The organism is Pseudomonas sp. RGB, from assembly GCF_007713445.1.
GTDB lineage: Bacteria > Pseudomonadota > Gammaproteobacteria > Pseudomonadales > Pseudomonadaceae > Aquipseudomonas.
This window is the reverse complement of the sequence record NZ_VMSH01000007.1, coordinates 161,234-182,742: the sequence shown is the minus strand read 5'-3', so window position 1 is coordinate 182,742 and position 21,509 is coordinate 161,234. Positions and strand designations below refer to the sequence as shown.

The 21,509-nt window shown below is 61.4% G+C and carries 25 protein-coding genes; 12 read left to right on the top strand and 13 right to left on the bottom strand.

The annotated features are described in order from the left end of the window. Nucleotides 1-69 precede the first annotated feature (69 nt). Nucleotides 70-1,008 (bottom strand): aspartyl/asparaginyl beta-hydroxylase domain-containing protein, encoded by a 939-nt coding sequence (locus tag FPT15_RS16965; protein ID WP_145163021.1) that lies wholly within the window; start codon nucleotides 1,006-1,008, stop codon nucleotides 70-72. Nucleotides 1,009-1,422: 414 nt separating this feature from the next. Next, complete coding sequence (gene cysK, locus FPT15_RS16955) at nucleotides 1,423-2,397, bottom strand: cysteine synthase A (RefSeq protein WP_145163016.1); 975 nt, start codon at nucleotides 2,395-2,397, stop codon at nucleotides 1,423-1,425. A gap of 124 nt (nucleotides 2,398-2,521) precedes the next feature. On the opposite strand from cysK, the gene FPT15_RS16950 reads away from it, so the two are divergent. The 4 genes from FPT15_RS16950 to FPT15_RS16935 all read left to right on the top strand — a co-directional run bounded on the left by FPT15_RS16950 (nucleotide 2,522) and on the right by FPT15_RS16935 (nucleotide 6,025). After that, nucleotides 2,522-3,595, top strand: coding sequence for a DUF748 domain-containing protein (locus FPT15_RS16950; RefSeq protein ID WP_145163014.1), 1,074 nt, complete (start codon nucleotides 2,522-2,524; stop codon nucleotides 3,593-3,595). A 79-nt stretch (nucleotides 3,596-3,674) separates the two neighbouring features. After that, a complete protein-coding gene (locus FPT15_RS16945; protein ID WP_145163012.1) occupies nucleotides 3,675-3,908 on the top strand; it encodes a hypothetical protein in 234 nt (77 codons plus the stop codon). Between the two features lie 93 nt (nucleotides 3,909-4,001). After that, nucleotides 4,002-4,847: a MoxR family ATPase gene (locus tag FPT15_RS16940; RefSeq protein WP_003210690.1), complete on the top strand. Its 846-nt coding sequence runs from the start codon at nucleotides 4,002-4,004 to the stop codon at nucleotides 4,845-4,847. Further along, nucleotides 4,847-6,025 (top strand): VWA domain-containing protein, encoded by a 1,179-nt coding sequence (locus FPT15_RS16935; RefSeq protein WP_017137401.1) that lies wholly within the window; start codon nucleotides 4,847-4,849, stop codon nucleotides 6,023-6,025. Before FPT15_RS16940 ends, FPT15_RS16935 begins: the two co-directional genes overlap by 1 nt. Before the next feature lie 114 nt (nucleotides 6,026-6,139). Here the strand turns inward: FPT15_RS16935 and FPT15_RS16930 are convergent, their stop codons facing one another. The 3 genes from FPT15_RS16930 to FPT15_RS16920 are packed head-to-tail and all read right to left on the bottom strand — an operon-like array spanning nucleotide 6,140 to nucleotide 8,492. Then, on the bottom strand, nucleotides 6,140-7,054 hold the full coding sequence (locus FPT15_RS16930) for a biotin-dependent carboxyltransferase family protein (RefSeq protein WP_145163010.1): 915 nt from the start codon (nucleotides 7,052-7,054) through the stop codon (nucleotides 6,140-6,142). Beyond that, nucleotides 7,051-7,755 (bottom strand): 5-oxoprolinase subunit PxpB, encoded by a 705-nt coding sequence (pxpB, locus tag FPT15_RS16925; protein WP_145163008.1) that lies wholly within the window; start codon nucleotides 7,753-7,755, stop codon nucleotides 7,051-7,053. The genes FPT15_RS16930 and pxpB overlap by 4 nt, the downstream gene beginning before the upstream one ends. Further along, nucleotides 7,752-8,492, bottom strand: coding sequence for a 5-oxoprolinase subunit PxpA (locus FPT15_RS16920; RefSeq protein WP_145163006.1), 741 nt, complete (start codon nucleotides 8,490-8,492; stop codon nucleotides 7,752-7,754). Before FPT15_RS16920 ends, pxpB begins: the two co-directional genes overlap by 4 nt. A gap of 189 nt (nucleotides 8,493-8,681) precedes the next feature. Between FPT15_RS16920 and FPT15_RS16915 the strand changes: the two genes are divergently transcribed. Then, on the top strand, nucleotides 8,682-9,596 hold the full coding sequence (locus tag FPT15_RS16915) for a LysR family transcriptional regulator (RefSeq protein ID WP_145163004.1): 915 nt from the start codon (nucleotides 8,682-8,684) through the stop codon (nucleotides 9,594-9,596). A gap of 124 nt (nucleotides 9,597-9,720) precedes the next feature. Here the strand turns inward: FPT15_RS16915 and FPT15_RS16910 are convergent, their stop codons facing one another. Genes FPT15_RS16910 through FPT15_RS16900 form a run of 3 tightly spaced genes read right to left on the bottom strand, consistent with a single transcriptional unit; the run spans nucleotide 9,721 to nucleotide 11,618 of the window. Then, nucleotides 9,721-10,263, bottom strand: a complete 543-nt coding sequence (locus tag FPT15_RS16910) for a DUF2937 family protein (protein ID WP_145163001.1) — start codon at nucleotides 10,261-10,263, stop codon at nucleotides 9,721-9,723. Between the two features lie 11 nt (nucleotides 10,264-10,274). After that, entirely contained in the window at nucleotides 10,275-11,051 is a 777-nt protein-coding gene (locus FPT15_RS16905) for a class II glutamine amidotransferase (RefSeq protein WP_064451362.1), read from the bottom strand. 30 nt (nucleotides 11,052-11,081) lie between these two features. Next, nucleotides 11,082-11,618: an MFS transporter gene (locus FPT15_RS16900; protein ID WP_145162999.1), complete on the bottom strand. Its 537-nt coding sequence runs from the start codon at nucleotides 11,616-11,618 to the stop codon at nucleotides 11,082-11,084. Nucleotides 11,619-11,639: 21 nt separating this feature from the next. Here FPT15_RS16900 and FPT15_RS16895 point away from each other — a divergent pair, with 21 nt between their 5' ends. Both FPT15_RS16895 and FPT15_RS16890 read left to right on the top strand, forming a co-directional pair. Next, nucleotides 11,640-13,694, top strand: a complete 2,055-nt coding sequence (locus tag FPT15_RS16895) for a S9 family peptidase (protein ID WP_145162997.1) — start codon at nucleotides 11,640-11,642, stop codon at nucleotides 13,692-13,694. A gap of 70 nt (nucleotides 13,695-13,764) precedes the next feature. Then, nucleotides 13,765-14,238 (top strand): cyclic nucleotide-binding domain-containing protein, encoded by a 474-nt coding sequence (locus FPT15_RS16890; RefSeq protein ID WP_145162995.1) that lies wholly within the window; start codon nucleotides 13,765-13,767, stop codon nucleotides 14,236-14,238. On the opposite strand, the gene FPT15_RS16885 is transcribed toward FPT15_RS16890, so the two are convergent. Beyond that, the gene (locus FPT15_RS16885; protein WP_145162993.1) at nucleotides 14,235-14,519 is read right to left on the bottom strand and encodes a hypothetical protein; all 285 of its coding nucleotides are present in this window, start codon (nucleotides 14,517-14,519) and stop codon (nucleotides 14,235-14,237) included. The genes FPT15_RS16890 and FPT15_RS16885 overlap by 4 nt on opposite strands. 78 nt (nucleotides 14,520-14,597) lie before the next feature. Between FPT15_RS16885 and FPT15_RS16880 the strand changes: the two genes are divergently transcribed. After that, complete coding sequence (locus FPT15_RS16880; protein WP_058411058.1) at nucleotides 14,598-15,284, top strand: spermidine synthase; 687 nt, start codon at nucleotides 14,598-14,600, stop codon at nucleotides 15,282-15,284. 127 nt (nucleotides 15,285-15,411) lie between these two features. Here FPT15_RS16880 and FPT15_RS16875 read toward each other — a convergent pair whose 3' ends face one another. Then, entirely contained in the window at nucleotides 15,412-16,332 is a 921-nt protein-coding gene (locus tag FPT15_RS16875; protein ID WP_145162991.1) for a ParB/Srx family N-terminal domain-containing protein, read from the bottom strand. A 151-nt stretch (nucleotides 16,333-16,483) separates the two neighbouring features. Here FPT15_RS16875 and FPT15_RS16870 point away from each other — a divergent pair, with 151 nt between their 5' ends. From FPT15_RS16870 to FPT15_RS16860, 3 genes are all read left to right on the top strand, one after another. Continuing rightward, the gene (locus FPT15_RS16870) at nucleotides 16,484-16,858 is read left to right on the top strand and encodes a YajD family HNH nuclease (RefSeq protein WP_003210675.1); all 375 of its coding nucleotides are present in this window, start codon (nucleotides 16,484-16,486) and stop codon (nucleotides 16,856-16,858) included. Nucleotides 16,859-17,019: 161 nt separating this feature from the next. After that, the gene (locus tag FPT15_RS16865; protein ID WP_003189607.1) at nucleotides 17,020-17,487 is read left to right on the top strand and encodes an RNA methyltransferase; all 468 of its coding nucleotides are present in this window, start codon (nucleotides 17,020-17,022) and stop codon (nucleotides 17,485-17,487) included. Between the two features lie 67 nt (nucleotides 17,488-17,554). Then, nucleotides 17,555-17,905: a DUF2892 domain-containing protein gene (locus FPT15_RS16860; protein ID WP_145162989.1), complete on the top strand. Its 351-nt coding sequence runs from the start codon at nucleotides 17,555-17,557 to the stop codon at nucleotides 17,903-17,905. Nucleotides 17,906-18,050: 145 nt separating this feature from the next. On the opposite strand, the gene FPT15_RS16855 is transcribed toward FPT15_RS16860, so the two are convergent. Beyond that, nucleotides 18,051-19,271, bottom strand: a complete 1,221-nt coding sequence (locus FPT15_RS16855) for a hypothetical protein (RefSeq protein ID WP_145162987.1) — start codon at nucleotides 19,269-19,271, stop codon at nucleotides 18,051-18,053. A gap of 13 nt (nucleotides 19,272-19,284) precedes the next feature. After that, entirely contained in the window at nucleotides 19,285-19,734 is a 450-nt protein-coding gene (locus FPT15_RS16850; protein WP_106576966.1) for a YcgN family cysteine cluster protein, read from the bottom strand. Nucleotides 19,735-19,887: 153 nt separating this feature from the next. On the opposite strand from FPT15_RS16850, the gene FPT15_RS16845 reads away from it, so the two are divergent. Beyond that, nucleotides 19,888-20,472, top strand: coding sequence for a nitroreductase family protein (locus FPT15_RS16845; protein ID WP_145162985.1), 585 nt, complete (start codon nucleotides 19,888-19,890; stop codon nucleotides 20,470-20,472). 45 nt (nucleotides 20,473-20,517) lie between these two features. Here the strand turns inward: FPT15_RS16845 and FPT15_RS16840 are convergent, their stop codons facing one another. Continuing rightward, complete coding sequence (locus FPT15_RS16840; RefSeq protein WP_145162983.1) at nucleotides 20,518-21,450, bottom strand: D-2-hydroxyacid dehydrogenase; 933 nt, start codon at nucleotides 21,448-21,450, stop codon at nucleotides 20,518-20,520. Between the last annotated feature and the right edge of the window lie 59 nt (nucleotides 21,451-21,509).

Sequence of the window (21,509 nt, the reverse complement as noted above, 5' to 3'; positions counted from 1 at the left end):
ACACTGCAAAACCAATGTGGGAGGGGGCTTGCCCCCTCCCACATTTCAACCTGTGTTTAACCTTTCAAATCAGCTGAACAACCACTTCCACAGCAGCACCAGCACCACCACCGCCAGCACCGGCCGCGCAATGCGGTAGGCCTTGGGATGCTTGCGTTTCCATTGCTTGACCACGCCGCTGAACTTGTCGCTGAAGGTCTTGCTCCAGGCATACGCCTGGTTGATCCCGCCAACACGTTCATCATCCAGATTCTGCGGCGCAGTTGCGCGGCCCAACTGCATGCTGACCCAACGGTTGACGCGGGTCATGAGGCGATTGCTCAGCGGGCGTTCGATGTCGCAGAACAGGATCACGCGGGTCTGGTCGGTTTCGTTCTTCACCCAGTGCACGTAGGTTTCGTCGAACATCACGTCCTCACCGTCACGCCAGGCATAGACCTGACCATCGACGAAGATGCGGCAATCGTCGGAGTTTGGCGTGGACAGCCCGAGGTGATAGCGCAGGGAACCGGCAAACGGGTCGCGGTGCGGGTTGAGGTGACTGCCGCCCGGCAACAGCGCGAACATCGCGCCCTTGACGTTGGGGATGCTGCTGACCAGGGCCACGGTTTTCGGGCACAGCGCCTCGGCCGATGGCAGCGGTTTGTCGTACCACTTGAGGTAGAAACGCTTCCAGCCCTTCTTGAAGAACGAACCGAAACCGGCGTCGTTGTTCTTTTCGGCGGCGCGGATATAACCCTCGTCGAACAGGTGCATGGCCTCTTCGCGGATCACTTCCCAATTGTCCTTGAGCACATCCAGCTCCGGGAACTTGCTGCGGTCCAGGTACGGTTTGGACGGCACGGCCGAGAACAGGTACATCAGGGCGTTATAGGGTGCGAACAGCGCCGAATGGTTGACGAACTGACGCAACATCGGCAAACGCGCCTTGCCACGCAGGTGCACATACAGCGTGCTGCCGATAAACAACAGCAACACCGACAGTTTGGCGGCCAAAGAAAAGGTCATGCAGCAACTCCTGGAAATAAGCGCCTGGCCAACAGCCTCCCGTCGACGGGAAACCAGACGTAGCAGCCGGCCATGATAAACACTTGGGCCATTATGCAGAAGGCCCAGGCCGACCGGCTGACATAAATCAACACCGTGGGGGCCTTGTGGCTGGCGGGTTTGTCGTGGCCTGCGGGCTGGTTGTGGCTTGCAGGCTGTTGTGGCGAGCGGGCTTGCCCCGCGTTGGAGCGCGCAGCGCTCCCACTTCAGACGCCGCGGTGCAACTGATAAACCGCGGCGTCAGGTTTTGGGGGCTGCTTCGCAGCCCAACGCGGGGCAAGCCCGCTCGCCACAACAAGCCCGCTCGCCACGACAAGCCCTCTTGCCACAACCAGCCCGCTCGCCACAACAAGCCTCCTTGCCACGGAGAACCGATCAGGCCTGGGTTTCCTGGTCGGTGAACAAATCGCTGAACAGCATGCTCGACAGGTAGCGCTCACCGGAGTCGGGCAGGATCACCACGATGGTCTTGCCCTGCATTTCCGGTTTCTCGGCCAGACGCACGGCCACGGCCATTGCGGCGCCACACGAAATACCGCACAGAATCCCCTCTTCCTGCATCAGGCGCAGGGCCATGGCCTTGGATTCCTCGTCGGTCACCCGCTCTACGCGGTCAACCATCGACAGATCGAGGTTTTTCGGCACAAACCCGGCGCCGATGCCCTGGATCTTGTGCGGGCTCGGCTTGATCTCTTCACCGGCCAACGCCTGGGTGATCACCGGCGAAACGATCGGCTCGACCGCCACCGATAGAATCGGCTTGCCCGCCGTGTTCTTGATATAACGCGACACGCCAGTGATGGTGCCGCCGGTGCCGACGCCCGCCACCAGCACGTCCACGGCACCATCGGTGTCGTTCCAGATTTCCGGGCCGGTGGTTTTTTCGTGGATCGCAGGGTTGGCCGGGTTTTCGAACTGCGCCGGCATGAAGTAGGTGGCCGGGTCGCTGGCGACAATCTCGCCAGCCTTGTCGATCGCACCTTTCATGCCTTTGGCCGGCTCGGTCAACACCAGCTCGGCGCCAAGCGCCTTGAGCACTTTACGCCGCTCGATGCTCATCGACGCCGGCATGGTCAGCAGCAGCTTATAGCCACGGGCGGCGGCGACAAACGCCAGGCCGATGCCGGTGTTGCCGGAAGTCGGTTCTACAATGGTCATGCCCGGCTTGAGTTTGCCGGTGCTTTCGGCGTCCCAGATCATGTTCGCGCCAATGCGGCACTTCACCGAATAACCCGGGTTACGCCCCTCGATCTTGGCCAGGATGGTCACGCCACGTGGTGCGATGCGGTTGATCTGCACCAGGGGCGTGTTACCGATGGAGTGCGCGTTGTCTGCAAAGATACGGCTCATGACGGGTCCTTAAGGCAATTTCAACAAGGCCACAAGGGTATGCCTCGGGCTGGTGGGCGTCCAGTCAGAGGAACGTTGCGCCGGTGCGCGCGGTCCATCGCCTATAACGTTGGAGAACCTGCACATGAAACGTCGCTACAGTGGGCTGCTATGGATCGTCGCCATACTGGTGGTAGTACTGATTGCCCTGGACCTCGCCCTGCCCTACCTGGTGCGCAACTACCTGAACGACAAGCTCGCCGACATGGGTGATTACCGCGGCCAGGTCACGGATGTGGACGTGGCGCTGTGGCGCGGGGCCTATAAAATCAACGGCCTGCAGATCGTCAAAGTCGACGGCAAAGTGCCGGTTCCGTTCGTCAAAGCGCCGGTGATCGACGTGTCGGTGAGCTGGCATTCGTTGTGGTACGACCATGCGGTGGTGGCCGAGGTGCAGTTCTTCCAGCCCGAGCTGAACTTCGTCGACGGTGGCAACCAACAGGCATCGCAGACCGGTAAAGGCACCGACTGGCGTGAACAGTTGGGCAAATTGTTGCCGATCACCCTTAACGAAGTCCGCATTCAGGACGGCAAGATCGCCTTCCACAACTTCAATTCCAAGCCCGCGGTGAATATCTACGCCACCCAGGTCAACGCCAGCTTCTACAACCTGACCAATGTGGTGGACATCAAAGGCAAGCGGGACGCCACCTTTGAAGGCAAGGCGCAATTGCTCGGCCAGGCGCCACTGGAAGCCACCGCTGCTTTCGACCCGCTGAGCAACTTCGAAGACTTCGAATTCCGCTTTCGCGCCAAGGATATTCAACTCAAACGCCTGAATGACTTCGCGTCGGCGTACGGCAAGTTCGACTTCAAGGCCGGCACGGGCGATGTGGTGGTCGAAGCGCAGGCTGAAAAAGGCCAACTGAGCGGTTATATCAAGCCGCTGCTGCGTGACGTAGAGGTGTTCGACTGGAAACAGGATGTCGAAAACAAGGACAAGAATATCTTCCGCTCGATCTGGGAAGCCGTGGTCGGCGCCAGCGAGACCGTATTAAAGAACCAGAACAAAAACCAGTTTGCCACTCGCGTGGAACTCAGCGGCAGCGTGCACCAGCAAAATATCAGCGCGTTCTCGGCATTTTTGGCGATTTTGCGTAATGGTTTTATCCAGGCATTCAATGCCCGGTATGAACAACCCAAGCCCAGTGCAAACTAAGTCCTACGCCCTACCGGGAAACGGGCTATCGGTTAGCGTGCCAACGGATCAATGACAACAACGAGTAAGGACACTGAGCATGCGCATCACAGGCTGGATACTGACAATTTTTGGCTACCTCTTGGCCTATTCAGGCTTCGTGAAAATAGTGGGGTTCGCCATGCACGGCGGCCCCCTCGCCGGCATGATGATCCTCGCCGGCATCGGCACACTGGTTTTGGCTGCGCTGGCCCTGTGGGGCGGCAGCAAGCTCAGGGACAAAGCGGACGCGCGGGCGTACGCGTTGGAGAAAGCCGCCAAGGGTCGCGTGTGACCGGCCATTCAGAGACTGAATAACCCGTCTGCGTTCACAGTCGCCGGGGCCGCGCGGTATAGTCCGGGCATTGATGAATTCGAGGAATGACCGATGAAGTTCGAAGGCACCCAGGCCTATGTGGCTACCGATGACCTGAAACTGGCCGTCAACGCCGCCATCACCCTGGAGCGGCCGTTGCTGGTCAAGGGCGAGCCCGGCACCGGCAAGACCATGCTTGCCGAGCAACTGGCCGAATCCTTTGGCGCCAAGCTGATCACCTGGCACATCAAATCCACCACCAAGGCGCATCAGGGCCTCTACGAGTACGACGCGGTCAGCCGCCTGCGCGACTCGCAACTGGGAGTGGACAAAGTCCACGATGTGCGCAACTACCTGAAGAAGGGCAAGCTCTGGGAAGCCTTCGAGTCCGAAGAGCGGGTGATTCTGCTGATCGATGAAATCGACAAGGCCGACATCGAGTTCCCCAACGACCTGCTGCAAGAACTCGACAAGATGGAGTTCTACGTTTACGAAATCGACGAGACCATCAAGGCCAAGAAACGCCCGATCATCATCATTACCTCCAACAACGAGAAAGAGCTGCCGGACGCGTTCCTGCGCCGCTGCTTCTTCCATTACATCGCCTTCCCCGACCGCACCACCCTGCAAAAGATCGTCGACGTGCACTACCCCGACATCAAGAAAGACCTGGTCAGCGAAGCACTGGACGTGTTCTTCGACGTGCGCAAGGTGCCAGGCCTGAAGAAAAAGCCGTCCACCTCCGAGTTGGTCGACTGGCTCAAGCTGCTGATGGCCGACAACATCGGCGAAGCCGTGTTACGCGAACGCGACCCCACCAAAGCCATCCCGCCGTTGGCCGGTGCCCTGGTGAAAAACGAGCAAGACGTGCAGTTGCTGGAACGTCTGGCCTTCATGAGCCGTCGCGGTAATCGATAATGTTGCTCAACCTGTTCAATGAAATGCGCGCCGCCAAGGTGCCGGTGTCGGTGCGCGAGCTGCTCGACCTGATCAATGCGCTGAAACAGCGTGTGGTCTTCGCCGACATGGACGAGTTTTACTACTTGGCCAGGGCGATTCTGGTCAAGGACGAACGGCATTTCGACAAGTTCGACCGCGCGTTCGGTGCCTATTTCAACGGCCTGGAAAAGCTCGACGACCACCTGCAGGCGCTGATTCCCGAAGAGTGGCTGCGCAAGGAATTCGAACGCTCGTTGAGCGATGAAGAGCGTGCGCAGATCCAGTCCCTCGGTGGCCTGGACAAGCTCATCGAAGAATTCAAGAAACGCCTGGAAGAACAGAAAGAGCGCCATGCCGGCGGCAACAAGTGGATCGGCACCGGCGGCACCAGCCCGTTCGGCTCCGGCGGCTACAACCCGGAAGGCATCCGTGTGGGTGACGCCGGCAAGCGCCAGGGCAAGGCGGTAAAAGTCTGGGACCAGCGCGAGTACAAGAACCTCGACGATCAGGTGGAGCTGGGCACGCGCAACATCAAGATTGCCCTGCGCCGCCTGCGCAAGTTCGCGCGCCAGGGTGCGGCCGAAGAACTGGACATCGACGGCACCATCGACCACACCGCCCGCGATGCCGGGCTGCTGAATATCCAGATGCGTCCGGAGCGGCGCAACACCATCAAACTGCTGTTGCTGTTCGACATCGGCGGCTCAATGGACGCCCACGTGAAGATCTGCGAAGAGCTGTTCTCCGCGTGCAAGACCGAGTTCAAGCACCTGGAGTACTTCTACTTCCATAACTTCGTGTACGAGTCGGTGTGGAAGAACAACCAGCGGCGCACCTCCGAACGCACCTCCACCCAGGACTTGCTGCATAAATACGGCGCCGATTACAAAGTGATTTTTATCGGCGATGCGTCGATGGCGCCGTATGAAATCACCCAGGCCGGCGGCAGCGTCGAGCACTGGAATGAGGAGCCTGGGTACGTGTGGATGCAGCGCTTCATGGCCAAGTACAAGAAGCTGATCTGGATTAATCCGTACCCGAAAGACACGTGGGGGTATACGGCGTCGACGGGGATTGTGCGGGAGTTGGTGGAAGATCAGATGTACCCGCTGACGCTGCGGGGCCTGGAAGAAGGGATGCGTTTTCTCTCCAAGTAACTCACATGCACCATAAATCCAATGTGGGAGGGGGCTTGCCCCCGATAGCAGCGCCTCAGTCAATGCATTTGGCACTCAAAGACCGCTATCGGGGGCAAGCCCCCTCCTACATTGTTAGCCTTCGCTGAAGCGCTGCAAAAAGTCCACATGCTGGCGATGCGCTGTCTCCTGCACCACCGGCGCCAAGCGCACCTTCTCCCCCGGCAAACACTGCGCCAGCCGCGCCAGCGCCAAGGGCGTCAACGCGCCTAAACGCGGGTAGCCGCCAATGGTCTGCCGATCATTGAGCAACACAATCGGCTGCCCATCCGGCGGCACCTGGATCGCTCCCAGCGGAATCCCTTCGGAGATCAACGACGGCCCCTGATACTGCAACGGCGTGCCCAGCAGACGCATGCCCATGCGGTCGGCGCGGCTGTCCAGCGCCCATTCGGTGTTGAAGGCATCGAACAAACTCTGGCCGCTGAATTGACCGATTTGTGCGCCGACTATCACCTCCAGTGGTGCAGCGGGTTGCAAATCCGCGCTACCCAACACCTTCATCGCACCGCCCGTTCCGGAATACATCAACCGCCCGCCTTCGACCAATGCCTTGCCGAAACCGTCAAGCCCGCCCAATTCCTCTCGCACCACCGTGGCGCAACTGCCCAGCACCTGCGGCGCATCAAACCCGCTTGGCGCAGCCAGGTACGCCCGCGCGCCATTGAACGGCTGGGTAAAGCGCAAACGCTGGCCCTTTTGCAGGATAAAGCTGCGTCCCGGGCTGATCGCACGCTCATCGATGTACGCGCCCAGATCCGCGCCGGCCAATGCCAGCAAGCAATACGCCTCGGCCTGCACGGTGAACCCGCCCAAGGTGATTTCCACCACCGGCGCATCCAGCACGTTGCCCAGCAGCCAGTTGGCCCAGGACATCGACACCCAGTCCAGCGCGCCACCCTGGGTCACGCCCAGGTGGCGCACGCCAAAGCGACCGGCATCCTGCAACAGGCACAGCGGCGTGCTGGCCTCGATCAACAAGCGGCTCATGCCTGCGCCTCCAACGGCGTGTCATCGCCACCCAGCTTGATAAATTCGGCGTGGCCGACCGCCTCGAAACGCACCGTATCGCCGGGCTGCATCAGGCTGTAACCGTCGCGTTCGCGGTCAAACAGCTTGGCCGGGGTGCGACCGATCAGGTTCCAGCCACCGGGCGAGACCACCGGGTACGCGGCGGTTTGCCGCTCGGCGATGCCGACGCTGCCAGCCGCCACGCGCTTTCGCGGGGTATTCAGGCGCGGCGTCGCGAGGATTTCGTCCACCAACCCCATAAACGCAAAACCGGGGGCAAAGCCGAGGGCGAACACCTGGTATTCATGGGCACTGTGGCGGCGGATCACGTCTTCAACCGACAGACCGCTGCGCTGGCTGAGCAAGCTCAGTTCCGGGCCGACACTCAGGTCGTACCACACCGGCAACACGTGACGCTGGCCGCTGCCCTGGGCCTGAGGCTGCAGGTCGGTCAGCGCCTGGCCGATCAACTCCCTGGCCTGCGCCGGGCTCAACGCGGTGAGATCGTAATGCACCATCAGCGTGGTGTAGGACGGCACCAGGTCCACCAACGCTGGGCCAAAACCTTCGCGCAGACGTTGAGTGGCAGCGAGCATCCACGGCATGTTGGCTTCGGCAATCACATCAAACAGACGCACCATCAGGCAGTCGATCGCCACCACTTCAATGCGTGGCTTCATGCTGGCTTCAGAGCCTCGCGGATACGCTTCACGGCGGCCACCGAACTGGCGTTGTCGCCGTGCACACACAAGGTGTTGGCCTGCAACACCATGGCGCTGCCATCGCTGGCGGTCAGGGCGTCGCCGCGGGAAATCGTCAGGGCCTGCTGCACGATGGTTTCGGAGTCATGGTGCACGGCGCCCGGCAACTGGCGCGAGACCAGATGCCCCTTGGGGTCGTATGCGCGGTCGGCAAAAGCCTCGAACCACAAGGTCACCCCGTACTCATCGCCCAAGGCCTGGGCCGCGCTGTTGTCGCGGGTGGCCAGCAGCATCAGCGGCAGGTCGCCATACGCGGCCACGGCCTGGATCACTGCGCGCAATTGCGCAGGGTTGGCCATCATGTCGTTGTACATCGCGCCATGGGGTTTGACGTAGCTGACCCGCCCGCCTTGCGCACGGCAGATGCCGTCGAGGGCGCCGATCTGGTAGTGCAGCAGGTCCTGGATTTCCTGCGGTGTGTAGGCCATGGAGCGGCGACCGAAGCCTTGCAGGTCTTGGTACGCCGGGTGCGCCCCCACTTGCACGCCGTGCTTGAAGGCCAGACTGACGGTCTTGCGCATGATGCTCGGGTCGCCGGCATGAAAGCCACACGCCACGTTGGCACAATCAATGAACGGCATGACCTCGGCGTCCAGACCCATGGTCCAGTTGCCAAAGCTTTCGCCGATGTCGCAATTCAATAGCAGACGGCTCACGGTGGGTGCTCCTCCAGGCGTTGTTTTTCAGGCGTTGTATTTTTTGTAGTGTGGGATTTTTCGTACAGAACTGGCAACTTGTCCTCACACCCCAACGACGCTTATCGTGGAATAGCTCGATTTTTGGCGTTTGCCCGGTGCGGCGTCCAACTAATAAAAACCGATCCATGCATAAGAAAAGTTGATCCCATGAATTTGAAGTTCCTCGAAACCTTCGTCTGGGTGGCCAAGCTCAAGAGCTTTCGCCTGACCGCCGAGAAGTTGTTCACCACCCAGGCCTCGATTTCCAGCCGCATTGCCGTGCTCGAGAGCGAGTTGGGTGTGAAGCTGTTTCTACGCGACTCACGCGGCGTGAGCCTGACCCCGGAAGGCTTGAAGGTGCTCGATTACGCCGAGCAGATGATGGTGACCATGCAGGGTTTGAAGCAGTCACTGGAAACCACCAGCAGCAAGGTCGGGCGGATTCGCATCGGCGCGATGGACACGGTGATTCACACCTGGCTCAGCCCCTTGGTGGCCGAATTGATGGACCACTTCCCGTTGGTGGAAATCGAATTGGTCGCCGATACCGCATTGAACCTCAGCGATCAACTGCAAAAAGGCTTCCTCGACCTGATCCTGCAAACCGACCTGCTGCGCCTGGAAACCGTGCGCAGCCTGGAACTGGCCAGCCACCCGATGGCCTGGATCGTCGCCAGCCATTCCCTCTACAACCGCGACTACGCCTCCCTCGCCGAACTGGCCCAGGAGCGCATCATTACCTACTCGAAAAACTCCCACCCACACCAGGACGTGCTGAGCCTGATGCAGGCCAACGGCGTCGCCGCACCGCGCATGAACTGCGTGAATTCGGTGTCGGCGATTACCCGCCTGCTGCGCGATGGCTTCGGGATTGGCGCACTGCCGCCGGTGCTGGTCAGCGAGGAACTGGCGCGCGGGGAGTTGGTGATGCTGCCGATGGCGCAGAAGCTGCCGAATTTGCAGGTGGTGGTGTCGTGGCGGGTGGGCGTGGAGTTGGTGGAGGAGATTGTCGGGCTGTGCCAGAAGGTGGTGGCCCGCTATGCCGAAGAGGTCGGCGAAGCGAATATGGTGCTAAGCCACTGAAAAAACCGGGGCCAAATGTGGGAGCGGGCTTGCTCGCGAATGCGCAGTGTCAGCCAACCTATTAGGCGACTGATCCACCGCATTCGCGGGCAAGCCCACTCCCACATTTAGATTTTCAGCGGTTCTAGAGGCCCTTCAGGTCTCGCTCTTCAATCGGCCGGCTCTGACGCAGGCGCTTGCCGCCCAACACCACCCAGTCAATCAAGCGGAACAGGCATTCAATGCCGAACGACAACAGCATCGCCCCGCCCAGGCCCCAGCCCATCGCCTCCGGCGTCAGCAGGATCTGATAGCTGTAGCCATTCCAGGTTTCCAGGCGAATCGCCGGGTCCGCCGCCACCGCCACTTGCAGGGCGCGGATGTACCACGGGCCTTGCATGGCCTGGAATTGCTTGTCCAACGCCACCTGTCGATCAAGCAGGGTGCCCAGGCTGTTGGCGTCGCTCTGGAACACCGGGTCATCGCTGGCGCGGTAATGCGCCACCAACGCCTGCAAATCACCGTTGAAGAACTGCCGTGCGGTGCTTTCAAACCCGCTGAGGCCGGTCTGGGCCTCGATCAGGTGGGCCTCGACGCGCTTGGCGTAGTCGTTGATGAAACCCGGCACCTGCACACCGACCAACAAGCCAATGGCAAACAGCACCAACCGCAGATAACTGAGCAGCATGGTCGATATCCTTACTCGGTAATGCCCTGGCTGACGCATTCACCGCGTCGCCACAGGCTCCATTGGCCCGGTTCGTAGCGGGTCCAGTTTTCGTTGTCGGTCAACGGCTCGGTGGCGATCACAGTGACCACGTCATTTGGCGTGGTTTCGGCCTGAAAATCGACGATCACGTCGACATCTTTCAAGCGCGCCGGGCCAAACGGTGCGCGCCGGGTAATCTGCGCCAGCTTGGTCGAGCAGTAGCAAAACAGCCAGTCACCGTCGCTGAGCAGGCAGTTGAACACGCCTTTGCTGCGGTATTCGGCGCAGGCGGCAATCAGGTCCGGCAGCACTTGTTCGATGTCCACCGGCTCGGGGAAGGCTTCGCGGACACGGTTGAGCAGGTCGCAGAACGCTGCTTCGCTGTCGGTATCTCCCACCGGCCGGTAGAAGGTGGCACGCGGGTTGAAGTCCGCCAGCTGGCCGTTATGGGCAAAACACCAGTTGCGGCCCCACAGCTCGCGCACGAACGGGTGGGTATTGGCCAGGCTCACCTTGCCCACGTTGGCCTGGCGGATATGGCCAATCACCACTTCACTTTTGATCGGATAGCGCTGCACCAGTAGCGCGACTTCCGACTCACTGCTGGCGGCCGGGTCCTGAAACAGGCGCAGGCCACGGCCTTCATAGAACGCGATGCCCCAACCGTCGCGGTGGGGGCCGGTACGCCCGCCCCGCTGCATCAGCCCGGTAAAGCTGAACACGATGTCGGTGGGGACGTTGGCACTCATGCCCAATAATTCACACATGCCAGGGCTCTCGCTGCAGGGCGGACGACGTCAAAGGCGCGGTTCGACGCGCATTCCGCTGGCAGGCGCCGGGCGACTGAACGGCTCGTCGTCCTCGTCAACCGTCTCGGCAGCCAGGGCGGCGTCGACAGCGGCCTTGCGCTCACGCCGGGCGTTGGCGGCGCGCTCGATGGGCCAGCGGATCAGCACAAACACGATATACACGCCAAACGCGATCATCGTGTACATGAACAGATCGGAAATAGCCCGCCAGGCGTTATTGCCGACATGCAGCACCAGGTCCAGGGCCGTGATCGCCACGGCCGGCGCGAACTGGGTCTTGACCGGATCGACGATGGTCGGGCTGAACAGCAGCACCGCCATCAGCAACTGCAGCGGCTCGCGCAGCCAGCGCCAGATCCAGCGGGTCATGCGCCACCACACCAACAGGCAGCCCAAAGCGGCGAAGGCGTAAAGGCCCCAAGCGGTCAGATAGTCGTTCTCGGTCATGGTGTCCATGGCAAGGTAGGCAAACAGGCGGCTATGATAACGGCTTTTGCGTGTCTCGGCTGCAATGCCTGCCACCATCCGCCAGACAGAGAGTGATCCATGCCTTCATCGACCCACATCACTGCCGCCCCGATTGCCCGCAAGGCCGAAGGCCAGGACCCGTACGCCTGGCTGCAAGCGCGTGACACGGCTGAAGTCCTCGATTACCTCAAAGCCGAAAACGCCTGGCAGGAGGCGCAACTCGCCGATCAGCAGGCGCTGCGCGACACCCTGTTCGACGAGATCAAGGGCCGTATTCTCGAAACCGACCTGTCCCTGCCTTCGCCGTGGGGCCCGTACCTGTATTACACGCGCACCACCGCCGGTGACGAATACGCCCGCCATTACCGCTGCCGCCGCCCGGCAGATGACAGCAACACAGTGGACGACAGCAGCGAAGAACTGCTGCTCGACCCCAACGTACTCGCCAACGGCGGCTTTTTCTCGCTGGGCGCGTTCAGCATCAGCCCCGACCACCAGCGCCTGGCCTACAGCCTGGACACCAGCGGTGAAGAGATTTACACCCTGTACGTGAAGGAACTGGCTAACGGCAAAGTCAGCGAACTGGAGTTTCAGGACTGCGACGGCAGCATGACCTGGGCCAATGACAGCCTGACCCTGTTCTTCGGCGAACTGGACGACACCCATCGCCCACACAAACTGTATCGCTACCGCCTGGATGGCACGGCGGCGCAGGAAGTGTTCCACGAGCCTGACGGACGTTTCTTCCTGCATTGCTACCGCTCCAGTTCCGAACGTCAATTGCTGCTGGCCCTGGGCAGCAAGACCACCAGTGAAATCTGGGCGCTGGACGCCAACCAGCCGCACCTCGACTTCACTTGCCTGGCGCCACGGGTCGAAGACCACGAATACGATGTCGACCACGGCCAGCGCAACGGCGAGTGGACCTGGTTTATCCGCAGCAACCGCGACGGTATCAACTACGCGCTGTTCGTCGCCGCCGACACCGGCAGCGTGCCCACCGAAGATCAATGGCAAAACCTGATCCCGCACAGCGACGAAGTGATGCTCGACGGCGTGAGCCTCAATGCCAGCGCGATGACCTTGAGCCTGCGCATCGGCGGCCTGCCGGTGATCGAAGTGCACCCTCAGGACGTGCCGGCCTATCGCGTCGAATTGCCCGACGCCGCCTACAGCCTTTATGTGCAAAACAGCCTGGAATTCCCGAGCGACAAGATCCGTCTGCGCTATGAAGCGCTGAACCGTCCGGCCCAGGTGCGCCAGCTGGAATTGGCGAGCGGCGCGCAAGCTGTGCTCAAGGAAACGCCGGTACTCGGCGTGTTCAACGCCGATGACTACGTCAGCCAACGCCTGTGGGCCACGTCTGCCGATGGCACCCAGGTGCCGATCAGCCTGGTGGTCAAACGCGACCAGCTGGGCAAACCGGTGCCGCTGTACCTCTACGGCTACGGCGCCTACGGCCACAGCCTCGACCCCTGGTTCTCGCACGCGCGCCTGAGCCTGCTGGACCGTGGCGTGGCGTTTGCCATCGCGCACGTACGCGGCGGCGGCGAACTGGGTGAAGCCTGGTACCGCAACGGCAAGCAGGCACACAAGCAGAACACCTTCAGCGACTTTATCGCCTGCGCCGAGCACCTGATCGCCGAGGGCCTGACCACCTCCAAACAACTGGCCATCAGCGGCGGCAGTGCCGGCGGCCTGTTGATCGGCGCGGTGCTCAATCAACGCCCGGAGCTGTTCCAGGCGGCGATTGCCGAAGTGCCGTTCGTCGATGTGCTCAATACCATGCTCGACCCGGAACTGCCGCTGACCATCACCGAATATGACGAGTGGGGCAACCCTGAAGAACCAGAGGTGTACGAGCGCATCAAGGCCTACGCGCCGTACGAGAACGTCAGCGCCCAGGCCTACCCGGCGCTGCTGGTGATCGCCGGCTACAACGACAGCCGCGTGCAGTACTGGGAGGCAGCCAAGTGGGTGGCCAAGCTGCGCGACACCAAGACGGACGACAACCTGCTGCTGCTCAAGACCGAACTGGGCGCCGGCCATGGTGGCATGAGCGGGCGTTATCAGGGATTACGTGATGTAGCGCTCGAATACGCATTTGTGTTCAAGGCGCTGGGCTTGATTTAAGGAACTTAGGACGGCGGTCCTGTCTGAACACACAGACCGCCTACTTGATTGATGGACCAAGATTGCAGCTATGCCTCAACCAACTTTATTGAACAATGAAATCCGCGACATGCTCATGGACTGCGGCCTGTTCGACCCTTTGCTGCCGGAAGATTTTCACGTCGCCGCCGGCTACTTCAACATCAGCAGCATCGCCCAGGGCGAAGTGATCTTCGTTGAGGGCGATGCCGGCTCGTTCATGTGCATCATCCACAGCGGCCAGGTGGCCGTGCAGAAAACCAACCATGAAGGCCAGCGCCTGACCATCGCCACCCTGCGCAGTGGGCGGGCGTTTGGCGAGATGGCGGTGCTCGATGGCGAGCGGCGCTCTGCCAGTTGCCTGGCGGCCAGTGATTGCGTGCTGCTGAACCTGGGCAAGGATTCCCTGGAAAAAATGCTCAACGAAGCGCCCAGGGTCGCGGCCAAGATCATCCGCGCGATTGCGATCGCCTTGTCCAAACGCCTGCGCATGGCCGACGGGCAATTGCTCTCACAACCGTTTTAACCGCCGGGCGTCTTCGGCTTGCTGTCATTTTGCAGCAGGCCAGGCGCGCTCTGGTCCTTGGGCGGCGTTGGCAACACAATCGGCACCAGCGCGGGTGAACCGTTGGCGGTGGCTTTGGGCGCCACCGGCGGTGTGACTTGCGGGTACAACGTCGGTGTCGGTGTACCCGGCGCACCGGGCGTTGGCGCGGGTGCGACCGGAACGGTTTGCACCTCCTGGGCCTGGGCCGCACCCAATGTGAGCGCGCCAAGCACAATGACCGTTAGAATGCTGCACTTCATCGATGGCTCCATGGCCTGACCGGAATGTCGTAAGGCTACTCCCAACCGCGCAAGAATGCCCTTCCCAATGAGATTTCAATGAAACGTTTCGTTCTGCTCGACACCACCCCGATCCCCGATAACGGCGGTGCCTTGTGCCTGTTCGAATACGGCGAGGATTTTGTCATCAAGATCCAGGGCGGTGACGGCGGCCAGCTGATGAACACGCGCATGCACGGCTCCGAAGACGCGCTGGCGGAAATTCCCTGCCGCAAAGTGGCCGGGCGCCCGGGTTCGCGGGTGCTGATCGGCGGTCTGGGCATGGGCTTTACCCTGGCCTCAGCGCTCAAACATCTGGGCAAGACGGCCGAAGTGGTGGTCGCCGAACTGGTGCCCGGCGTCGTGGAGTGGAACCGTGGCCCCCTGGGTGAAAAGTCCGGCCGCCCGCTGCTCGACCCACGCACCGTGATCCGCATGGAAGACGTGGCCAAGGTGCTGCAGGCCGAGCCTCAAGGCTTTGACGCGATCATGCTGGATGTCGATAACGGCCCCGAAGGCCTTACGCAAAAGGCCAACAGCTGGCTCTACTCGGCCGGTGGCCTGGCTGCCTGCGCCAAGGCCCTGCGCCCCAAGGGTGTGCTGGCCGTGTGGTCGGCCAGTGCCGACAAGCTGTTCAGCGACAAACTGCGCAAGGCGGGTTTCAAGGCTGAGGAAGTGCAGGTGTTTGCCCATGGCAACAAAGGCACGCGGCACACTATTTGGATTGCCGAGAAGCTCAAGGGCTGAGTTCCGCAGACACCCTAAATCCCCTGTGGGAGCTGGCTTGCCTGCGATTGCGCCGCATCAGTCGATACACATGTTGACTGATATATCGCTATCGCAGGCAAGCCAGCTCCCACATTTTTGATCGGTGTTAACTTCGGGATTTGCGGTAATCGATCACATACGGCACTTTTTTCTCGACAGTCTTCTTCAACTCGGCTTGATCCAACGAGGCCATGCCGCCCAACTGATGGGCCGTGAAGCCGCTATCGCCTACCTGTGAACCCGGCGCCAGGCTGACCATACGCTGGGCAACGGCTTCAATCGCGTCCTTGTAACCGCCCTTCTTGTTCAGGTTGAAAGCACCCAGGTCGATCTGCGTGCGCAGCCAATTGCCCCAGTAAAACTCCAGGAATTCCGGCGCGACGGCGCCATCGTCCGGTTTGCCGTAGGCGGCCTTGCGGGTGAAATACACCAGGCTGCGGAAGGTGTCGTCCTGCAGGTTCTTGAAGCCCAAGTGCGCCGGCAGTTGCTGCGGTGACAGCGGCTGGCCGTGATCGCCTTTGAGCCAGACCTTGCGCGCTGCTTGCATACGCTGCCAGAAGGTGGCCATGTCGGGGCTGTTGCTGAAATCATCGGTCACCTTGACCCACATGTTCAGCTGCGGGCCGCCGCCTTGGACTTCCCACAAGGTGGTGAAGCTGTGGTGACCGTCGGTCAGGTACAACTGGCCACCAGGGCCGACCACGACGGTTTTCATGTCATCGGGATGCGTGCCCACCGGGTCCTTGCAACTGAAGCTGGCAGGTTGGTGCAGGTCGGCCTTTTTGGGCACCTTGTCGGCCGCGCCCTGGCCGTTGGTTTCGCAGTATTCGTCGAAGACCTTGGCCGGCTTGTCGGCAAACAGACCCAGGCTGTAGTAAATCTGGTCAAAGCCCACGACGGCCTGGGTCGGGTGCAATTGTTCAAGGGCTACCTCGATGATCTGGCCAGGCTTGGGCGTGGAGAATGCCTGGGCTTGGGCCGCCAGGACGCTGAGTAGCAGTGCTGCGGTCCATGTGTATAAACGCATTGGTGTCAGATCCTTGAGAATGAAGTGAGCCGATACTACAAACGATTGCCACTGCAAGGCTGTACCGCAGCTGAAAAAGCCAGCAGTCATTTACCCCGCAAGCAGCTAGAATCAACCCTATCCGTGAACCCCCAAATAGCCAGGAGCCATGATGAGCTCGACCAACCCGCCCTCCCACACCGCCAAGCTGGACCGCATCCTCGCCGATGCCCAGCGTGACCGGGAAATGGGCTATCGCGACAAAGCCTTGAAGATGTACCCGCACGTGTGTGGCCGCTGCGCGCGTGAATTTGCCGGCAAGCGCTTGAGCGAACTGACCGTGCACCATCGCAACCACAACCATGATGACAACCCCCAGGACGGTTCCAACTGGGAGTTGCTGTGCCTGTATTGCCACGACAACGAGCACTCGCGCTACACCGACCAGCAGTACTTCGGCGAAGGCTCCACCAGCAGCCCAACGATTGCCAAGGCCACGCACAACCCGTTTGCGGCGTTGGCCGGGTTGATGAAAAAAGACGACTGAGGTTCGTCGTTGCCTGTTATGGCCTCTTCGCGGGCAAGCCCGCTCCCACATTTGGAACGCATTCCCCTGTGGGAGCCGGGCTTGCCCGCGATAGCGATCGCCCAAGCAACCCAACAGCCCAAGCCGTATAATCGCCGTTTTTCTCCAAGGCACCCTTCCCCGTGGGCAATAAACGCTACAGCTGCATCGGTCTGTATAACCCCAAATCCCCCGAAAACGTCGGTTCGGTGATGCGTGCCGCCGGCTGCTACGGCGTGGCCTCGGTGTTCTACACCGGCGTGCGTTACGAGCGCGCCCGGGATTTCATCACCGACACCAAGAAGGTCCATCACGACATTCCGCTGATCGGCATCGACGACCTGAAAAAGATCCTGCCGCTGGGTTGCATCCCGGTCGCCGTGGAGCTGGTCGAAGGCGCCCGCCCGCTGCCCGAATACACCCATCCTGATCGCGCGTTGTACATCTTCGGCCCCGAAGACGGCTCGCTGGACAAGGAGATTCGCGACTGGTGTGAAGACGTGGTGTACATCCCGACCACCGGCTGCATGAACCTCGCCGCCACTGTCAACGTGGTGCTCTACGATCGCCTGGCCAAGGGCAACAACACCCGCTCGGGCCCCAAGTACTGATTTTTTGGGAACATCCGGCGCCTGCAGGCAGTCAGCTACATATCACTTGCCTTGTTGGAGACAGATCATGAGCGACAGCAAAATCCTGCGACCTATCATCGAACACACGCCGCTTGAAACCCAACCGCCTCAAAACGTGCACGGCTGGGAGCGCATTGGCTCGGTGGCCGGTGGCGTGATGATGGTTGGCAAAGGCCTGCGCCGTGGCGGGATCTTCGGGCTTATCCAGGTGGCGATTGGTGGCGTGGCGCTGGTGCGCGGCGTGACCGGGCGCAGCTCGCTCAAAGACAAGCTGGAACAGGGCCGCCAGGAAATGAACAGCGTGCGTACCAAAATCGAGCGCGCGGGCGAAGAGCTGAAAAACCTGAAGACCAAAGCCGAAGTCGCCGCTGAAAAAGCCACCAAAACCACCGGCTGACGCCCCTCTCCAACCTATTGGAGAGCTAAATGTGGGAGCGGGCTTGCCCGCGAAAGCGGTGTATCAGTCGACAGGTGTGCTGACTGATCCACCGTAATCGCGGGCAAGCCCGCTCCCACATTTTGGCTTTGTGTATGGCCTAAGCTCAGCGCAATAATTTGCTATCCAACACCACCGACGACTCGCCGATCACACTGTCGGCCAACTGCACAAACTCCGCCGTCGTAATGCTGTTCGCGCGCATCACCGCCTGCGCAAGATCATCCAGCGAGCGCTTGTTGTGGGTCTTCACGCGAATCTCGCGGTCCAGCTCCTGCAACACCACCACCGCCCGCGCGACGGTCGCGCCGTTGACGTGCTCGCCACGCAACGTGGTTGCGTCCTTGCCCTCTTTGCTCAAGCGCGCCTGAATCGCGGCATACCGCTCATCGGTGATCCCGCCCGCGCGGCGTAGCAGCTCGATGGCGTAATACTCGCCAAGCCCTTCGCTGATCCAGTCACTGGTGTCGTGATCGTTGAAGCGCCCGATCGCCTGCACCACCTCACGGATCAACGCGCTGCTGCCGTTCTCGCTGACCAGCGGCGTGCGGCTGTTGAGGTAGACCGAGTCGCGTGACGCAAACACGCCACGGCGCATCGGGTCGCTGGCGCCCACCACCAGCAGCTTGGCCGGGTGACGCGGAAACGCGGCCTCCACTTGAGGCCAGACGAAGGTCAGCAGCGTCAGCACGTCCATGCGGCGCATGGCCTGGCCTTTGGGCGAGGCCACGGTGACCTCGGTTTCGCCCAGGCGCACGCGGCGGCTGCCGAGGGTGCCGGCGAGCATCCAGCCGGTGGGCCGATCGAACAGGCGGGAAACGTTGTCGATGCGAAATTTGTGCTTGCCGATGCGCGGCCAGGCGGTTTCGACGCTTTTCCAGCCTGCCGGCAACTCGAACGCCAGGCGCGAGACCAGCTCGACGCCGTCCTGCTGGTCGAGCCGTGCAGCCGGCACCAGGTCTTCGCCTCGGAACAACGCCCAACTCGGCGTCATCCGCGCTTCATACACGCCAGGTTTGCGCGCGTGAGTCAGGCGTACCCGGTAGCTCAGGCTGGCCTTGTCGGCGCTGGGTTGCCACAGGCCACGGTTGCCGGTGACCGTCCACTGGCCATCGGCCTTGAAGTCGCTGTAATCACCGTCGCGGCCCAGGTCGAAATTCAGGCTGCGCACCGCCGAGCCTTGGGACAGGCTCACACGCACCTCGGCTTGATCACTCTGGGGCAGCAGTTTGACGTGATAGTCGAGGTCGACTTTCTTCGCGCACCACGCGGGCAGGCTCAGCGCCAGCAACACAAAAGAGGCCGCCAGCTTGGTTGCCACCGTCATACACACTCCTTTTTCAGCCTGCGCGGAAGATCAGGTAATCCTCCCAGTCGTCTTCGGGCACGCTGCCTTCGGCGAGCATGCGACCGGACTGGGAAATGCGTTCGTGGTGCACTGCATCGCGGTCGCCGCAGACCAGGTGGTGCCACAGCGGCAGGTCCTTGCGCTCGCTGACCAGGCGATAGCCGCAGGTTGGCGGCAACCACTTGAACTGGTCGGCCTGGCCCGGCGTGAGCTGGATGCAGTCGGGCACCGAAGCGCGGCGGTTGGGGTAATCGGTGCACTGGCAGGTGTTCAAGTCGAGCAGTTTGCAGGCAATGCGCGTGTAATAAACGCTGTTGTCCTCCTCGTCCTCAAGCTTTTGCAGGCAGCACAGGCCACAGCCGTCGCACAACGACTCCCACTCCTCCTGGTCGAGGTGTTCAAGGGTTTTGCGTATCCAGAAAGGTTCGACTTTAGCGGCCATGGCTCTACATCAGTATCGGTCGGTGAAAAGGCCGCCAGTCTAGTGCCCAAGGCCTCTGGGGCCAAGCGCTTGCGACTGGCGGTGTAACAACACTTGTCAGTGCAGTGGGCGCGCAGTAGCTTTGAACGCCGAATCGCACCTCAGGAACTGCCCATGACACGCGTTGCCGACTACCCGATCCACACCCAATTTACCGAACGCTGGTCGCCTCGCGCCTTTACCGGCGAGAGCATCCCGAAAGACACCCTGCTGAGCTTTTTCGAGGCCGCGCGCTGGGCGCCATCGGCCTACAACTCGCAACCTTGGCGTTTTCTCTACGCGCGCCGTGACACGCCGGATTGGGAACGCTTCCTGAGCCTGCTGAATGAATTCAACCGTACCTGGGCGCAGCATGCGTCGGCCTTGGTGATCATCGCGTCAAAAACCGACTTCACCGCCCCCGGCGCCAGCGAAGAAACCCCGGCGCTGTGGCACACCTTCGACACCGGTTCGGCCTGGGGCCACCTGGCGTTGCAAGCCAGCCTGAGCGGCTGGCACACCCACGGCATGGCCGGTTTCGATCAGGAACTGACCCGCAAAGAACTGAAGATTCCTGAAGGCTACGCGCTGCACGCGGCGGTGGCCGTGGGCAAGCTGGGCGACAAGTCGAGCCTGCCGGAGTACCTGCAGGGCCGTGAAGCGCCAAGCCCACGCAAGCCGTTGAGCGAGCTGGTGTCCGAAGGCGACTTCAGCCTGTAAGCCTTGCTGATATCCCCTGTGGGAGCGGGCTTGCCCGCTCCCACATCAGTAACCGCGTTCGAAGCTCACTTCTGCGCGTAACGCTTGCTTGGCTTGATACGCCCGCAGGTTCTGCACAAACAACTCCACCATCATCCCCGGCGAGGTTGGCGCCGAGCTGTGCCCGGTCAGCAGCAGCCCCCACGCGGTCCAGAACGGATGGCGTTGCGGCAGCGGTTCCTGGCGGCACACGTCGATCACCGCGCCGGCCAGGTGCCCTTCTTTCAGCGCCTCGACAAGGTCAGCATCAACCACGGCCACGCCGCGGCCAACGTTGATAAACAAGCCGGTCGGCTTGAATTGCTTGAACAACGCCGCATCGTACAAATCGTGCGTGTTTGGCGTGTTGGGCAGCAGGTTGATCACGTAGTCCACCTCGCCCACCAGGCGGCCCAGTTGATCCAGCCCGGCCACTTCGATAAACGGCGCCTGCTCACGCGCGGTGCTGGCGATGCCGTAGAGCTTGACGCCAAACGGCAGCAGAAAATCGGCAACGCTCTGGCCGATATCGCCGGTGCCGACGATCAGCGCCTTGCGCCCGGCCAGGCTCTGGCCCATGCGGTTGTCCCACTTGCGCTCAACCTGGCTGACCAGCCGCGCGAGCACTTCGCGCTCGTGGCCGAGCATGTAGGTGAGCACAAACTCGGCCATGACCTGGCCAAAAATGCCCACCGCACGGGTCAGGCGATAGTCGCGTGGCAAGCCATCGGCCAGCAGCGGCGTGATGCCCGCCCAGGTCGATTGCAGCCATTGCGGCTGGTGGCCCTGGCGCAACAGGGTGGCGAGCAGATCCGGCTGGCCAAGCCATACCGGGCAATCGGCGGCCAGGCGCGACAGTTCGGCCGAGTCGCCGCTGGTCAGCACCTCAAGGTCCGGTGCCGCTTCGCTCAGCAGCTTGGCGTAGAGCGGGTAATCCTGTTCAGCAATCAGAACACGCATGGTTCAAACCTTTCAAAAACACTGCAGACGGCCGCCCGCATCCTTACGGCCACCGCCAA

Excerpts from the sequence above, each read along its gene's own strand:
- FPT15_RS16895 (WP_145162997.1), top strand. The coding sequence starts at position 11,640 with ATGCCTTCATCGACCCACATCACTGCCGCCCCGATTGCCCGCAAGGCC.
- FPT15_RS16860 (WP_145162989.1), top strand. The coding sequence starts at position 17,555 with ATGAGCGACAGCAAAATCCTGCGACCTATCATCGAACACACGCCGCTT.
- FPT15_RS16875 (WP_145162991.1), bottom strand. The coding sequence starts at position 16,332 with ATGCGTTTATACACATGGACCGCAGCACTGCTACTCAGCGTCCTGGCG.
- FPT15_RS16890 (WP_145162995.1), top strand. The coding sequence starts at position 13,765 with ATGCCTCAACCAACTTTATTGAACAATGAAATCCGCGACATGCTCATG.
- FPT15_RS16950 (WP_145163014.1), top strand. The coding sequence starts at position 2,522 with ATGAAACGTCGCTACAGTGGGCTGCTATGGATCGTCGCCATACTGGTG.
- FPT15_RS16870 (WP_003210675.1), top strand. The coding sequence starts at position 16,484 with ATGAGCTCGACCAACCCGCCCTCCCACACCGCCAAGCTGGACCGCATC.
- pxpB (WP_145163008.1), bottom strand. The coding sequence starts at position 7,755 with ATGAAGCCACGCATTGAAGTGGTGGCGATCGACTGCCTGATGGTGCGT.
- FPT15_RS16905 (WP_064451362.1), bottom strand. The coding sequence starts at position 11,051 with ATGTGTGAATTATTGGGCATGAGTGCCAACGTCCCCACCGACATCGTG.
- FPT15_RS16880 (WP_058411058.1), top strand. The coding sequence starts at position 14,598 with ATGAAACGTTTCGTTCTGCTCGACACCACCCCGATCCCCGATAACGGC.
- cysK (WP_145163016.1), bottom strand. The coding sequence starts at position 2,397 with ATGAGCCGTATCTTTGCAGACAACGCGCACTCCATCGGTAACACGCCC.
- FPT15_RS16930 (WP_145163010.1), bottom strand. The coding sequence starts at position 7,054 with ATGAGCCGCTTGTTGATCGAGGCCAGCACGCCGCTGTGCCTGTTGCAG.
- FPT15_RS16940 (WP_003210690.1), top strand. The coding sequence starts at position 4,002 with ATGAAGTTCGAAGGCACCCAGGCCTATGTGGCTACCGATGACCTGAAA.
- FPT15_RS16850 (WP_106576966.1), bottom strand. The coding sequence starts at position 19,734 with ATGGCCGCTAAAGTCGAACCTTTCTGGATACGCAAAACCCTTGAACAC.
- FPT15_RS16915 (WP_145163004.1), top strand. The coding sequence starts at position 8,682 with ATGAATTTGAAGTTCCTCGAAACCTTCGTCTGGGTGGCCAAGCTCAAG.
- FPT15_RS16935 (WP_017137401.1), top strand. The coding sequence starts at position 4,847 with ATGTTGCTCAACCTGTTCAATGAAATGCGCGCCGCCAAGGTGCCGGTG.
- FPT15_RS16855 (WP_145162987.1), bottom strand. The coding sequence starts at position 19,271 with ATGACGGTGGCAACCAAGCTGGCGGCCTCTTTTGTGTTGCTGGCGCTG.
- FPT15_RS16965 (WP_145163021.1), bottom strand. The coding sequence starts at position 1,008 with ATGACCTTTTCTTTGGCCGCCAAACTGTCGGTGTTGCTGTTGTTTATC.
- FPT15_RS16900 (WP_145162999.1), bottom strand. The coding sequence starts at position 11,618 with ATGGTGGCAGGCATTGCAGCCGAGACACGCAAAAGCCGTTATCATAGC.
- FPT15_RS16885 (WP_145162993.1), bottom strand. The coding sequence starts at position 14,519 with ATGAAGTGCAGCATTCTAACGGTCATTGTGCTTGGCGCGCTCACATTG.
- FPT15_RS16845 (WP_145162985.1), top strand. The coding sequence starts at position 19,888 with ATGACACGCGTTGCCGACTACCCGATCCACACCCAATTTACCGAACGC.
- FPT15_RS16840 (WP_145162983.1), bottom strand. The coding sequence starts at position 21,450 with ATGCGTGTTCTGATTGCTGAACAGGATTACCCGCTCTACGCCAAGCTG.
- FPT15_RS16910 (WP_145163001.1), bottom strand. The coding sequence starts at position 10,263 with ATGCTGCTCAGTTATCTGCGGTTGGTGCTGTTTGCCATTGGCTTGTTG.
- FPT15_RS16945 (WP_145163012.1), top strand. The coding sequence starts at position 3,675 with ATGCGCATCACAGGCTGGATACTGACAATTTTTGGCTACCTCTTGGCC.